Here is a 12,588-nt window from a genome sequence, read left to right on the forward strand (position 1 = left end):
CTACTTTTCCTTTAACTCCTTGGCGTAATCCTCAATTGCCTGCCGGCGCTCGGGCGTGCCCGGATGGGTCGAGAGCATGCTGGTCGAGCCGTGATCACCAAGCTTCTTTTCGAGCAGCGCGAAGAAGCGGCCGATCGCTGTCGGATCATTGCCTGCCTTCGACATCAGTTCGACCGAGATGCGGTCGGCTTCGCTTTCAGCACCGCGCGAATAGGAGAGTGTCAGCAGGGCGGCGCCATCGGTGAGAATCTCCTCGCCGCCCGAACCGATATCGCCGGCGATCAGCATGATCAGGCCCGCCGTGCCCGCCGCACGATAGAGTTGGCGAAGCGAGTGGCTTTTCTCGACATGGCCGATCTCATGGGCCAGCACGCCGAGGATCATCTCGGTATCGCCGCCCGCCATCTCGACCAGTTGATCGGTCAGGACAAGCGAGCCATCGGGCAGCGCGAAGGCGTTCGGGCCGATATAGCCGCCGTCGCGGAAATTGAGCTTATAGCCATCAGCGCCACGGCTGGAGAATGATGCCAGCCGATTGAACCCGTCCTGGATGACTTTCTGCTCGGCTGGTGCCAGCTTGCTGGGTGAGAGAATGGTTTTGTCGAGCGATGCCATCGTGCCGCTTGCCATCATGTCGCTGACGGCGGGTGGCGTCGCCCAGACGGCGGCCTCCACCAGCGCCGGCAGGGCGAAGCGATAGATCAGCGCGCCGAGCAGGAAGACCAGGACGACAAATCCGGCAAGCCGCGGATGAAAGCGCTCGATCTCATGAATCCAGCCGGTGCGATTGCTGCCATGCGCCGCGAGCAGCATATCGACGGCGTCATTGTCCTCGGTGACGAAGGCGCCGCCATTGACGAAGCGCAGGCGGCGCGGAATGCGGCCGATCCGATCAGAGACATCGACCTTGGCGATATCGTCTGCCGCCTGCAGTGCCTGACCGGAAACCAACCGCACCGACAGGGTACCTCCCTGAGCCAGCAGCACGGCATCGCTTGCCTGGTTGGAGCCGGGCGGATGCCATGTACCCCTGGCGATGTCGACGGCACTAGAAACCAAAATCCATCCCCTCGATATCCATATACTCCGAACTGAATGCCGAGCCGCTCGCTTCGATCGACGCCATGATCACGCCCATATCGCCCTGCGGCGCGATGCCGGTGCGACTGACCACATAGCGCTGCTCACGCACCGCCGCCCATGGGCGCAAGAGGCCGATGGTGACAATGGTGACGACGGTATTGGAAAGCATGATCCAGAGCATTCTAAGGCGGGAGAGATCGCTGACCAGCAGATGCTTGCCATCGAGCAGGGTGCTGTTGAGCACGACATTGCGAACGGCGATGCGATAGACGAAGCCGGAAAGCACATAGATCAGGATCAGCGGAATGAGGATGCTATAGATCACCAGAATGCCGATGATCATCTGATGCTGTTCTGATCCATCGTTGTAACCCTCGGCAAACTGCCGGAAGGCCGGCCACGCGAGGACCCAGCCTAATGCCGCGGCAATGAGGATACCGATGACCACCATCAGCGCTGGCACCACCCAGGCGCCATAAAGCGATTTCAGCCGCGGATCGGACGAAAATGGCCGGTCGCCATAGTGTAAGTGGTTGAAGATGTATCGGTTGGCCCAGCGGCTGGCGAGCGGCGCCAGGATGCCAAGCGAGAATGTCGCGACAAGACTGCCGAGGATGATCGCAGTAAACGCGCCCCAGGACTTGCCAGTGAAATCGAAATGGATGTTGCGATAGCTTGTCACGCGCGCATTGAAGCGCAGGCTGCGAACGATAAAGAATGGCAGCGCCAGAAGAAACAGCAGCGGCGCGATCAGGGCTGCGATCGGCGAGATCGCCGAGATGACCTGGACGATGCCCAGCACGACAAAGACGATGATGCGCCCGATGAAGATCTGCTTTCCCTTGGCGTGATAGTCAAAGGAATAGCCGTCGAGAAAGGTGTTGCCGTAGAAATAGCGCTTGCGACGCACCTTAGCCCACGCGGAATAGATGCCAAAGGTGACGATCGTCAGCAGGATATTGACGATCCAGATACCAAAATATTCGCCCGCATTGCCGCGAAACTCGCCACGCTTTGCCGGCGCGCCGGCTGTTAGTGTTGCCGCCGTCATGCATGCCCCTCATCATCGCATCGTATTCAAGATACGGCCCGGTGGCCCCTCTTATTCAGAACCGGGTCGCCGGAGATGAGCATGGCGATGCGATGATTTGCAAGCGGAAATTGAAACGGGCCCGCAAGGGGCCCGTTCTTATTTTTGGGTGTGGATGCTTACTTCATCGTCGGGATGGAGAACTCGGCGCCATCCTTGATGCCCGATGGCCAACGCGAGGTCACTGTCTTGGTGCGGGTCCAGAACTTGATCGCGTCCGTGCCGTGCTGATTGAGGTCACCGAAGGACGAGGACTTCCAGCCGCCGAAGGAGTGATAGGCGAGCGGCACCGGGATCGGCACGTTGACGCCAACCATGCCGATGTTGATGCGCGATGCGAAGTCACGGGCCGCATCGCCATCACGGGTGTAGATCGCAACGCCATTGCCGTATTCATGCTTCATCGGCAGGTCGAGGGCTTCCTCATAGTTCTTGGCGCGAACGACCGACAGGACCGGTCCGAAGATTTCGGTCTTGTAGATGTCCATGTCCGGGGTGACGTTGTCGAACAGGCAACCGCCAACGAAATAGCCATTTTCATAGCCCTGGAGCTTGAAATCGCGACCGTCGACCACGAGCTTGGCGCCTTCTTCGACACCGCGGTTGATCAGGCCGGTGATGCGGGCCTGAGCCTCCTTGGTGACGACCGGGCCGAGATCGGCCTTGTCATCGGTATAGGGGCCGATGCGCAGCGATTCCACCATCGGGGTCAGCTTGGCAATCAGCTTGTTGGCGGTTTCTTCGCCAACTGGAACCGCAACGGAGATCGCCATGCAGCGCTCGCCGGCAGAACCGTAGCCCGCGCCGATCAGCGCCTGTGCGGCCTGGTCGAGGTCGGCATCCGGCATGATGATCATGTGGTTCTTGGCGCCGCCGAAGCACTGGGCACGCTTGCCGTTCATCGCTGCCGTGCCGTAGACATAGCGGGCAATCGGGGTCGAGCCGACGAAGGAGACGGCGGCGATGTCCGGATGCGTCAGGATCGCATCGACCGCACCCTTGTCGCCGTTGACGACGTTGAGGATGCCGGCGGGCAGGCCGGCTTCGATCATCAGCTCGGCCAAACGGATCGGAAGAGAAGGATCGCGCTCGGACGGCTTGAGGATGAACGCATTGCCGCAGGCGATGGCCGGGGCAAACATCCACATCGGGATCATGCCGGGAAAGTTGAACGGGGTGATGCCCGCGCCGATACCGACGGCCTGGCGGATCGAATACATATCGATGTTCGGGCCGGCGCCTTCGGTGAATTCACTCTTGGTCAGGTGTGGGGCGCCGATGACGAATTCGCAGACTTCGAGGCCGCGGATCACGTCGCCCTTGGCGTCTTCGATGGTCTTGCCGTGCTCCTTGGAGAGCATTTCAGCGAGTTCGCCCATGTGGGTATTGAGGAGTTCGACGAACTTCATGAACACGCGGGCGCGACGCTGCGGGTTGGTGGCAGCCCATTTCGGCTGGGCAGCCTTGGCGTTCTGTACCGCTGCATCGAGTTCGGCATCGCTGGCAAGCGCGACTTCAGCCTGGACTTCGCCGGTTGCCGGATTGAAAACATTGGCCTTGCGGCCGGACGTGCCGGCAACGTGGCTGCCGCCGATGAAATGACCGATCTGACGCATGGATGATCCTCCTGTTTATTTTGATGAGCGATCATTGCACTTGAATTTGCACAAAGCAATGATCTGGGATAAGCATCCGTTGTGCATGGATTGATGTAAGGTTCGCCAAATCATGGATGACAAAATGGTCAGAATTGCGGAACTGGAGATCGATCCGGATCAGCTGGACGCCTATCGAGCGCTGCTCTCCGAAGAGATCGAGGCATCGGTCGAGAGAGAGCCCGGCGTGCTGATGCTGCATGCCGTGGCGGAAAAGGACAGGCCCGAGCAGATCCGCATCCTCGAGGTCTATGCCAGCCGGCAGGCCTACGAGGCGCATCTGCTGACACCGCATTTCTTGAAATACAAGGTGGGAACGGCTGACATGGTCCGCTCGCTGAGGCTGGTGGATGTGGATCCGGTGATGATGCGAGGGAAGTGAGGATGCGGAACGCCAGATCCACCCCTCACCAACTACGGCCAAGGGCTCGTAAACTCGCCCGGCCTTCATATCCTCTCCCACAAGGGGAGAGGTAGAAGTGTGGCATCGCCGCAGGTTTGCCTCTCCCCTTGTGGGAGAGGATAGCAAGTCCGCAAGAGGCGAAGCCGATTGCTGGACGCGCTTGGTGAGGGGTGAAGCCCGACCACAACAGGATCAACCATGAACTGGGATGACATCCGCATTTTCCTCGCCGTTGCCCGCACGGGGCAGATCCTGGCTGCATCCAAGCGGCTGGGCGTCAATCATGCGACGCTTTCCCGCCGTGTCACCGCGCTGGAGGAGGCACTGAAAACGCGGTTGTTCATCCGCCGGACCAATGGCTGCGAATTGACCGCCGAGGGCGAAGTGTTTCTCGGCTCCGCCGAGCGGATGGAAACGGAAATGCTGGCGGCGCAGGCCAATCTCGGCCGCACCGATACCGCGATCGCCGGCACGGTGCGGATCGGTGCTCCGGACGGGTTCGGCGTCTCATTCCTCGCGCCGCGCCTCGGAAGGCTCATCGAGCGGCATCCCGAACTGAAGATCCAGCTGGTGCCGGTTCCGCGCTCGTTTTCGCTTTCGCAGCGCGAGGCAGACATCGCGGTCACGCTTGAACGGCCAGAGCAAGGCCGGCTGGTGTCGTCGAAACTCACCGATTACACGCTCGGCCTCTATGCATCCCGCGCCTATACCAATCAGCATGGCCTGCCGGAAGATGCCGAAGCGCTGAAGGCGCACCGCCGCATTGGCTATGTCGAGGACCTGATCTTCTCGCAATCGCTTGCATTCACCGGCGAAGTGATGCGCAACTGGGATGCGGGCTTCGAGATCTCCTCGGCCATCGGCCAGAACGAGGCCGTGCGTTCCGGCGCCGGCATCGGTATCCTCCATAATTACGTCGCCCGCCAATATGACGACCTTGTCCGCGTCATGCCGGCCACCTCGATTCAACGCACCTACTGGACGATCTTCCATGAGAGCGCGCGGGATCTGGCGCGGGTGCGGATCGTTGCAGATTTCCTGCATGAGATCGTGCGTGAGGCGCGAGGCATCTGGTGATCGCAGGTCGATTGACGCCTCCGTAAGCGGCACGCGCTATGACGGGGACATTATCTGGAGAAGGGTTGGCCATTGGAACCACTGATTCTGAGACTGGGCTTAGCTCTCGCCATAGGCTTGCTGGTGGGGCTGGAGCGCGGCTGGCGCGAGCGCGAAGCGCCTGCAGGCAGCCGCACAGCGGGTATCCGCACCTACGGTATTTGTGGCTTGCTGGGCGGCGTGGTGACGGCACTCGGCCAAGCCACTGCGAATGTGTGGCTGCTGCCTCTAGCTTTCGTCGCATACAGCTTCGCTTTCGCCTGGTTCAAGTGGAATGAAGCAGAGCACGACGAGGATTTTTCCTTTACCAGCGTTGCTGCCGCGCTAGCTGTCTTCGCGCTCGGTGGCCTCGCTGTCGCAGGCAATCATGCGGCGGCAGCGGCGGCGGGCGCCGCGCTGGCCGCATTGCTTGCAGGTCGCGAAATACTGCACGGCCTTCTTCAGCGGCTCTCATGGATAGAAGTGCGCTCGGCCCTGATCCTGGCGGTCATGACTGCGGTTGTTCTGCCATTATTGCCCAACCAACCAATCGATCCGTGGGGCGCGCTCAATCTGCGGGAAATCTGGGTCTTCACCCTACTCGCGGCCGCGCTCTCCTACCTCGGCTATATTGCTACCAAGGCGCTCGGGCCGGCGCGTGGCCTTCTCTATGGCTGTCTTGCAGGCTCCCTCGTCTCCTCGACGGCGATGACACTCTCGCTCGCACGCACTCCAGGGAATGGGCGACGCCTTGCCGGCGCGGCTTCGCTTGCAGCAATGGTCTCGACGCTGCGTGTACTCGTATTCGCGGCAATAATATCGCCCCTCGCGCTGCTGACGGCGGGGCCTGCCACCGTTGCTGCTGCCATCGTCTTTGGCCTTTGCGGGTGGCTGATGTTGAGAGGCATGTCGGAGGAAGATATGCCCCCAAATACCGTCCGCAATCCGTTTGAAATCAAGCCCCTCGTCCTGTTCGCCGTAATATTCGCAGTAGTGGCGGTGGTGAGTGTGCTCTCCTCGCGTTATTTCGGAAATAGCGGCCTTGCTGTCACCACGGCGATTTCCGGCATGGTTGATGTGGACGTCGCAGTCCTGTCCGTCTTGCGGCTGAGCGGCGGCCTCTCGAACCATCTTGTAGGAGAGGCCTTGCTGGCGGCGCTTGCATCGAACGCGTTTGTCCGGTTCCTGGGTGGAGCAGCCGTGGGACCGCGCGAGTTTTCGCTGCCTCTCGCTGGAGTAAATGTCGCTGCGGCGACAGCCGGCGTGGCGGCTTATTTTCTTGTTCCAACGCTTGCGGGTTCCGCTGGGGCCGGATAAGCCAGCCTCAATCGAGGCTCAAGCGCTTGCCCGACGTCAGGCACAAGCTATGTTCGACGTACGGCATGAAATGGATTATCGCGACATGAAAATCGGCTTCATCGGCACCGGCGCCCTCACTTCCGCGATCGTTACCGGGCTGAAGTGCGTTACGGACAATTCAATTTCCATCCTGCTGTCGCCTCGCAATGAGGAGATCGCGGCAAGTCTCGCGGCTCAGTTCAGCGATGTTCGTGTCGCGTCCGACAATCAGGCGGTGCTTGACGGCTCGGATGTCGTGATGCTCGGGGTTCGGCCGCAGATTGCGGCGGATGTCCTGCCCGCACTCAAGTTCCGCGCCGATCATCTCGTCATCAGTCTCATCGCCACGATTTCGCGCGAGGACATCGCCAGCTTTACCACGCCGGCCCGGCAGGTGATCAAGGCGCTGCCGATGCCGATGGTTGCCCAGCGGCAGGCACCGACGATCGTCTATCCGCCTGACCCGGTGACGGCGGAGATCTTTAGCCGGCTTGGCAAGGTCGTTGCAGTCGAGGATGCCGCCGAGTTCGATGCGCTCAGCGTGGTCACCACAACGTTTGCGACCTATTTCAAGTATCTGGATACGGTCACCAGTTGGGTGGCCGCTCATGGGGTGGCCGAGCCAAAGGCGCGCGATTACGTCACCGGCATCTACAAGGCGCTGGCGATCGCACCCGAAATTGATCAGGAGAGTGATTTTACGCAACTGGCGCAGGAATATGCGACGCGTGGCGGCGTCAACGAACAGGTGCTGCGCGAACTCATGGACGCAGGCATCTTCGATACGATGTCCGCAAGTCTCGATCGTATTCACCGCCGCATCAGAGGCGGCGTCGAAAATTGATGCGACCAATTGCAGCGCCAAGCCTTGCATCGCACATCTTCCCATCGCCGCCGCCCCTTCCTATCTCTCCTTGATAATCATTCCCCGGAGCTTCGCATGACCGACATCCAATCCATTCCCCTGTCCCGCATCGATGGCACATCAGCCACGCTTGGCGACTATGCCGGCAAGGTGCTGCTGGTGGTCAACACCGCCTCGAAATGCGGACTGACCAAGCAATATGAAGGGCTGGAAGCGCTCTATCGCGACAAGAAGGACGATGGGCTCGAAATCCTCGGCTTCCCCGCCAATAATTTCAAGGAGCAGGAACCGGACAGCAACGAGGATATCGCCGCATTCTGCACGCTCACCTATGACGTCACCTTCCCGATGTTCGGCAAAGTGTCCGTCAAAGGTGAGGACACGCATCCGCTCTACCGCGCATTGACTGAAGCCAAGCCTGAAGCTGTGGGCACCGAAGGCTTCCGCAAGCGACTCGAGGAAAACGGCATCGCCACGGGCAGCCCGTCCGACGTGCTGTGGAATTTCGAAAAGTTCCTGATCTCGCGCGACGGCAAGGTCATCGGCCGCTATTCGCCCAACATGACGGTGACCGATCCGGTGATCGCCGCCGATATCGAGAAAGCCCTGGCCTGATTTCGTCACGCTTGCCGGCTTGACATATTTCCATATTTGAGAATATTTCTCGTATATGGAAAATCTAGTTACCGACGACTCCGCTATCGACCGACAGATCGCCCAACGCCTCAAGGCGTTGCGCGCCGAGCGGGGCTGGTCACTGGACGAGCTTGCCAAACGCAGCACTGTCAGTCGTGCGACGCTGTCGAGGCTGGAAAATGCCGAGGTCAGCGCCACGGCAGCCGTGCTCGGGCGGCTATGCGCGGCCTATGGCATGACGCTGTCTCGGCTGATCCGGCTTGCCGAAAATGATTTTTCGCCCTTCATCGAGCGGAACGCCCAGCCAGTCTGGACCGATCCGAAGACTGGCTTTGTCCGGCGCTCGGTGTCGCCACCGTCGCAGATGCTGGCCGCAGAGGCGGTGGAATGCCGGCTCGAACCCGGGACGGAAATCGTCTATGAGCAGCCGCCGCGCCCCGGGCTCGAGCATCATATCATCCTCACCGAAGGTGCGCTGGCCGTCACAGTCGAAGGCCGGCAGCACGAACTCAAGCCGGGCGATTGCCTGCGCTACCAGTTGTTCGGCCGAAGCGAATTCGTGACCGGCGCCCTTCCCGCCAAATATTTCCTTTTCATGGTTTGAAACGATGATGACAGATCCGACCATCACACTTTCTAAATTTAGCGCCACAGACGTCGAGACCAGTCTCGACGAACTCGCCGGGCTCCTGCAGGCCTGCGTCGTCGACGGAGCGAGCGTCAACTTCATCCTGCCCTATTCGATAGAGGACGCGAAGAACTTCTGGCGCAGGAAAGTACTGCCGCGCATGCCCGATGGCGGGCTTGTCGTGCTGGTTGCCCGACAGGATGGTCGGATCGCCGGTTCGGTCCAGCTCGACCACGACACTCCACCCAACCAGCCGCATCGCGCCGATATCAAGAAACTGCTGGTGCATCCGGAGTTCCAGCGACGCGGCATCGGCCGTATGTTGATGAAGGAAATCGAGAGGATCGCAACGGATCTCGGCCGCACGCTGCTGACCCTCGATACCCGCACAGGCGACAAGGGCGAGACGCTTTACACATCGCTGGGGTTCCAGGTGGCCGGGATCATCCCGAACTACAGCCGAGACGCGCGCGTCGATCACTACGATCCGGCAACCTTCATGTTCAAGCAGATCTAGGCGACGTGACGCATCGAAAGATGATGACGTCCGCGGCCTTGTGTGCATGGCGCAGCCGGCGGAATTTCTTGGAGAATGTCGGAAGCCCGACCGCGAGATGAGCAATCCCTGAATCAAAAGGCCGGCATGAAGCCGGCCTCTGTCGTCGGAATGACGCTGCGATTATTTCATGTCGTAGATATCGATCGGGAAGTATTTGGCATTGATCTTCTGGTAGGTGCCGTTGGCGCGGATCGCGTCGATTGCAGTATTCAGCTTTGCCAGCAGTTCCTTATCTTCGAGGCGGACCGCGATGCCGGCGCCCTGGCCGATATATTTCTCGTCGCCGATCGGCTTGCCGATCAGTTCGCAGCACTTGCCGTCCTCCCCGTTCAGCCATGCCATCATCGGCAGCATGTCGCCGACTTCGAGATCGAGCCTGCCGTTGACCATGTCGATATTGACCTCGTCCTGGGTCGGGTAAAGCTTGATATTGGCGTCGGGATACATGGCCGTGGCATATTCGGCCTGGGTCGTGCCGGCTTGCGCACCGATCGTCTTGCCCTTCAGCGCTTCATTGGTGAACTCGGTGATGTTGGCACCCTTCGGCGCGATGTGGGTCATCGGCGCCTTGTAGTAGGATTTGGTGAAGGCGACTTTCTGGGCACGTTCCGGCGTGATGAACATCGAGGCGATCATGAAATCGAATTTCTTCGCCTGCAGCGCCGGAATGATGCCGTCCCAATCCTGAGTCACGACAGTGCATTCGACCTTCATCTCGGCGCAGAGTGCCAGGCCGATATCGATGTCGAAACCATCGACCTTGCCGGCGGAATCGACGAAATTGAATGGTGGATAGGCACCTTCCGTGCCGATCACGAGCTTGTCGGCCGCTTGTGCAGAAAGGCTGGACATGGCCGCGAAGGCCAATGCGAGTACGAGCTTTTTCATTGAGATTCCCCTGTTGCTGGCACCTTTGCGATGCCTTGATTTCCAGTCTATGCGCAGCTGCAACATAAGCGAAATAGATAGTTGCAATAGTCAATATCAATGTGATTTATTGCCTGTCACGCAAGCCTGGAGGGACTTTTGATGGCAGGCCGGCTGGAGCGCTTTGCCCACAATCTCGACTGGAACCTGCTCCGCACTTTCGTGGTGCTGGTCGAGGAAGGGTCGATTACCGCTGCAGCCAACCGGCTGCTGCTGCAACAACCCGCCGTGTCGATGGCACTCAAGCGTCTCGAGCAGACGACCGGGCATCGGCTGATCGACCGGCGTCCGGGACGGTTCGAGGTCACCGAAGCGGGAGAACGGCTGCACCGGCAGGCGCGCGAAATCTTTGCCGCCGTGGTGCGGTTGCCCGATGTGCTCGAAAGCGCCGGGACCGATGTTTCCGGTCATGTCAGCGTCCACGCCGTCAGCCATGCGCATCATCCCGGCTGGGACGAGCGGCTGTCGAGTTTTTTCGAGATGCATCCCAAGGTGACGATGAATGTGACCATCGAAACCACGGCCGATGTCATCACCTCGGTCGAGCGCGGTATCGCCACGGTCGGGTTGTGCGACGGCATCATTCCGCCAGGACTTAACAAGCTGCCTTACAAGCAGGAACGCTATGCACTCTATTGCGGTCCTGGCCACCGGCTGTTCGGTGTCGACGGCGCCGATCTCAACGCGTTGCGCGGCGATCCCTATGTCGCCTTTACCGCTGATGTGTTGGGTGGCCAGCACATGAATGCCGTCACCGCCGTTCGCGCCATGGGCTCCTTCGGCCATGAAGTGCGGGCGGTCTCCTCGCATGTCGAGGAGGTGATCAGGCTGGTCGCGGCCAATGTCGGCATCGGCATGCTGCCGCATCATCTGGCTGCGCCCCTGGCTGAGCAGGGAAAGCTATGGCAATTGCCGCCCTACGAGATCCTGCCAATCGCCGAAGTGTTTCGGATCACCAATCCCACAGCGATCCTCAATCCCGCTGAAACGGCGTTCCTGGCGCATATGGATGGGCTGGAGACATTCGATGACCTTTTCCATTATCAAGAGAATTGATATCGACCTTTCCGACTATAAATTTGAAGGCCTGTGCGTGACGCTTTAGGTTCGCCCGGAAATCAGGGGCGAGCCATGCAGACTTACGACATAGCCATTATCGGCGGCGGCATTGCAGGCCTGTCGCTTGCCTATTTCCTCGGTGATCGCCGCAGCGTCGTGGTGCTCGAACGCGAAAGCGCGCTCGGCTACCACTCGACCGGACGTTCGGCGGCAGAATTCGTGTTGCGCTACAACAGCGTCGAAGTCTGTCAGCTCGCGGCCATTTCCCGCGACTTTCTCGACAGCCCTCCACCCGGCTTTTCCGATACACCGCTGCTCAAACGCCGAGGCGGCATCATGATCGCCGATGCCGACAAGGCGGAACGGCTCAGGGCTCATTTTGCCGGCGAGGTCCACAATGCGCCACTCAGGATGCTTGATGTCGACCAAGCCATGTCCATGGTGCCGTTTCTCGATCCTGCCTATGTGACCGCCGCCTATCACGATCCGGATTTCTGGGACATCGAGGTCGAGAGCCTGCTGCAGGGCTATGTCAAAGGTGCAAGGCGAGCAGGCACCGAGATTAGAACCGATGCCGGCGTCACATCCGTTCGCCACGATGGGCAGAACTGGCGCATCGAAACACCAGGCGGATCGCTGGCAGCCAAAACCGTCGTCAACGCAGCAGGCGGCTGGGCCGACAAAACAGCCGAAATCTTCGGGATACGGCCGATGGGCATCGTACCGCATCGACGGACAGCCATCCTCATCGACCTGCCCGGCGACATTGATCCGACCGACATGCCCGAGATCAACGAACTCGACGACACCTTCTACATCAAGCCGGATGCTCGCCGGATGCTGGTATCGCCCGCCGATGAAACACCTTGCGAGCCGGGTGACGTGCAACCCGAGGAGATCGACATCGCCTGGGCGGCGCATCATTTCGAGGAGGCCACGACGCTCACCGTCAAGCGGGTGGCGAAGAGCTGGGCGGGCATGCGGAGTTTTGCTGCCGACCGGCTGCCGGTGATCGGGCCGGCGCCGGATCACGAGAACTTCTTCTGGCTCGCGGGCCAAGGCGGATATGGGATCTTGAGCTCTCCAGCGCTGGGATCACTGGCATCTTCGATGCTGCTGGGGGAAGCTCCACCACAAGGATTTTCGCGCGAAGGCCTTGATCCCGCGAAGTTTTCTCCACTGCGCTTCTAACTTCCAGTCTGCCCAAAAACACCAAGGAAAATTTCTTTTCGAAGATATGTTGCCAACCA

General features: G+C 60.0%; 13 protein-coding genes. 9 read left to right on the top strand and 4 right to left on the bottom strand.

The features are described 5' to 3' along the window. From ACXHRN_RS22725 to ACXHRN_RS22735, 3 genes are all read right to left on the bottom strand, one after another. Positions 1–1,059 (bottom strand): M48 family metallopeptidase, encoded by a 1,059-nt coding sequence (locus tag ACXHRN_RS22725; protein ID WP_488638553.1) that lies wholly within the window; start codon positions 1,057–1,059, stop codon positions 1–3. Continuing rightward, positions 1,049–2,134 carry a YjgN family protein gene (locus ACXHRN_RS22730; RefSeq protein WP_488638554.1) on the bottom strand — a complete coding sequence of 362 codons (1,086 nt, stop codon included), beginning with the start codon at positions 2,132–2,134 and terminating at the stop codon, positions 1,049–1,051. Before ACXHRN_RS22730 ends, ACXHRN_RS22725 begins: the two co-directional genes overlap by 11 nt. Before the next feature lie 158 nt (positions 2,135–2,292). Next, complete coding sequence (locus ACXHRN_RS22735) at positions 2,293–3,789, bottom strand: CoA-acylating methylmalonate-semialdehyde dehydrogenase (protein ID WP_488638555.1); 1,497 nt, start codon at positions 3,787–3,789, stop codon at positions 2,293–2,295. A 124-nt stretch (positions 3,790–3,913) separates the two neighbouring features. Between ACXHRN_RS22735 and ACXHRN_RS22740 the strand changes: the two genes are divergently transcribed. From ACXHRN_RS22740 to ACXHRN_RS22770, 7 genes are all read left to right on the top strand, one after another. Further along, complete coding sequence (locus ACXHRN_RS22740; RefSeq protein WP_488638556.1) at positions 3,914–4,210, top strand: putative quinol monooxygenase; 297 nt, start codon at positions 3,914–3,916, stop codon at positions 4,208–4,210. A 219-nt stretch (positions 4,211–4,429) separates the two neighbouring features. After that, positions 4,430–5,308: a LysR family transcriptional regulator gene (locus tag ACXHRN_RS22745; protein WP_488638557.1), complete on the top strand. Its 879-nt coding sequence runs from the start codon at positions 4,430–4,432 to the stop codon at positions 5,306–5,308. A gap of 72 nt (positions 5,309–5,380) precedes the next feature. Beyond that, positions 5,381–6,643 (top strand): MgtC/SapB family protein, encoded by a 1,263-nt coding sequence (locus ACXHRN_RS22750; RefSeq protein ID WP_488638558.1) that lies wholly within the window; start codon positions 5,381–5,383, stop codon positions 6,641–6,643. A 49-nt stretch (positions 6,644–6,692) separates the two neighbouring features. Beyond that, positions 6,693–7,508 carry a pyrroline-5-carboxylate reductase gene (locus ACXHRN_RS22755; protein ID WP_488638559.1) on the top strand — a complete coding sequence of 272 codons (816 nt, stop codon included), beginning with the start codon at positions 6,693–6,695 and terminating at the stop codon, positions 7,506–7,508. Positions 7,509–7,604: 96 nt separating this feature from the next. After that, positions 7,605–8,144: a glutathione peroxidase gene (locus tag ACXHRN_RS22760; protein WP_488638560.1), complete on the top strand. Its 540-nt coding sequence runs from the start codon at positions 7,605–7,607 to the stop codon at positions 8,142–8,144. Between the two features lie 55 nt (positions 8,145–8,199). Then, positions 8,200–8,769 carry a helix-turn-helix domain-containing protein gene (locus ACXHRN_RS22765; RefSeq protein WP_488638561.1) on the top strand — a complete coding sequence of 190 codons (570 nt, stop codon included), beginning with the start codon at positions 8,200–8,202 and terminating at the stop codon, positions 8,767–8,769. A gap of 4 nt (positions 8,770–8,773) precedes the next feature. After that, positions 8,774–9,310 carry a GNAT family N-acetyltransferase gene (locus ACXHRN_RS22770; protein ID WP_488638562.1) on the top strand — a complete coding sequence of 179 codons (537 nt, stop codon included), beginning with the start codon at positions 8,774–8,776 and terminating at the stop codon, positions 9,308–9,310. Between the two features lie 162 nt (positions 9,311–9,472). Here ACXHRN_RS22770 and ACXHRN_RS22775 read toward each other — a convergent pair whose 3' ends face one another. Further along, entirely contained in the window at positions 9,473–10,240 is a 768-nt protein-coding gene (locus tag ACXHRN_RS22775; protein ID WP_488638563.1) for an ABC transporter substrate-binding protein, read from the bottom strand. A gap of 141 nt (positions 10,241–10,381) precedes the next feature. Here ACXHRN_RS22775 and ACXHRN_RS22780 point away from each other — a divergent pair, with 141 nt between their 5' ends. Next, on the top strand, positions 10,382–11,335 hold the full coding sequence (locus ACXHRN_RS22780; RefSeq protein ID WP_488638564.1) for a LysR family transcriptional regulator: 954 nt from the start codon (positions 10,382–10,384) through the stop codon (positions 11,333–11,335). A gap of 75 nt (positions 11,336–11,410) precedes the next feature. Further along, the gene (locus ACXHRN_RS22785; protein ID WP_488638565.1) at positions 11,411–12,529 is read left to right on the top strand and encodes an NAD(P)/FAD-dependent oxidoreductase; all 1,119 of its coding nucleotides are present in this window, start codon (positions 11,411–11,413) and stop codon (positions 12,527–12,529) included. Positions 12,530–12,588 lie beyond the last annotated feature (59 nt).

The organism is Shinella sp. OV683 (assembly GCF_057787725.1).

Excerpts from the sequence above, each read along its gene's own strand:
- ACXHRN_RS22740 (WP_488638556.1), top strand. The coding sequence starts at position 3,914 with ATGGTCAGAATTGCGGAACTGGAGATCGATCCGGATCAGCTGGACGCC.
- ACXHRN_RS22780 (WP_488638564.1), top strand. The coding sequence starts at position 10,382 with ATGGCAGGCCGGCTGGAGCGCTTTGCCCACAATCTCGACTGGAACCTG.
- ACXHRN_RS22730 (WP_488638554.1), bottom strand. The coding sequence starts at position 2,134 with ATGACGGCGGCAACACTAACAGCCGGCGCGCCGGCAAAGCGTGGCGAG.
- ACXHRN_RS22785 (WP_488638565.1), top strand. The coding sequence starts at position 11,411 with ATGCAGACTTACGACATAGCCATTATCGGCGGCGGCATTGCAGGCCTG.
- ACXHRN_RS22775 (WP_488638563.1), bottom strand. The coding sequence starts at position 10,240 with ATGAAAAAGCTCGTACTCGCATTGGCCTTCGCGGCCATGTCCAGCCTT.
- ACXHRN_RS22765 (WP_488638561.1), top strand. The coding sequence starts at position 8,200 with ATGGAAAATCTAGTTACCGACGACTCCGCTATCGACCGACAGATCGCC.
- ACXHRN_RS22770 (WP_488638562.1), top strand. The coding sequence starts at position 8,774 with ATGATGACAGATCCGACCATCACACTTTCTAAATTTAGCGCCACAGAC.
- ACXHRN_RS22745 (WP_488638557.1), top strand. The coding sequence starts at position 4,430 with ATGAACTGGGATGACATCCGCATTTTCCTCGCCGTTGCCCGCACGGGG.
- ACXHRN_RS22755 (WP_488638559.1), top strand. The coding sequence starts at position 6,693 with ATGTTCGACGTACGGCATGAAATGGATTATCGCGACATGAAAATCGGC.
- ACXHRN_RS22735 (WP_488638555.1), bottom strand. The coding sequence starts at position 3,789 with ATGCGTCAGATCGGTCATTTCATCGGCGGCAGCCACGTTGCCGGCACG.
- ACXHRN_RS22760 (WP_488638560.1), top strand. The coding sequence starts at position 7,605 with ATGACCGACATCCAATCCATTCCCCTGTCCCGCATCGATGGCACATCA.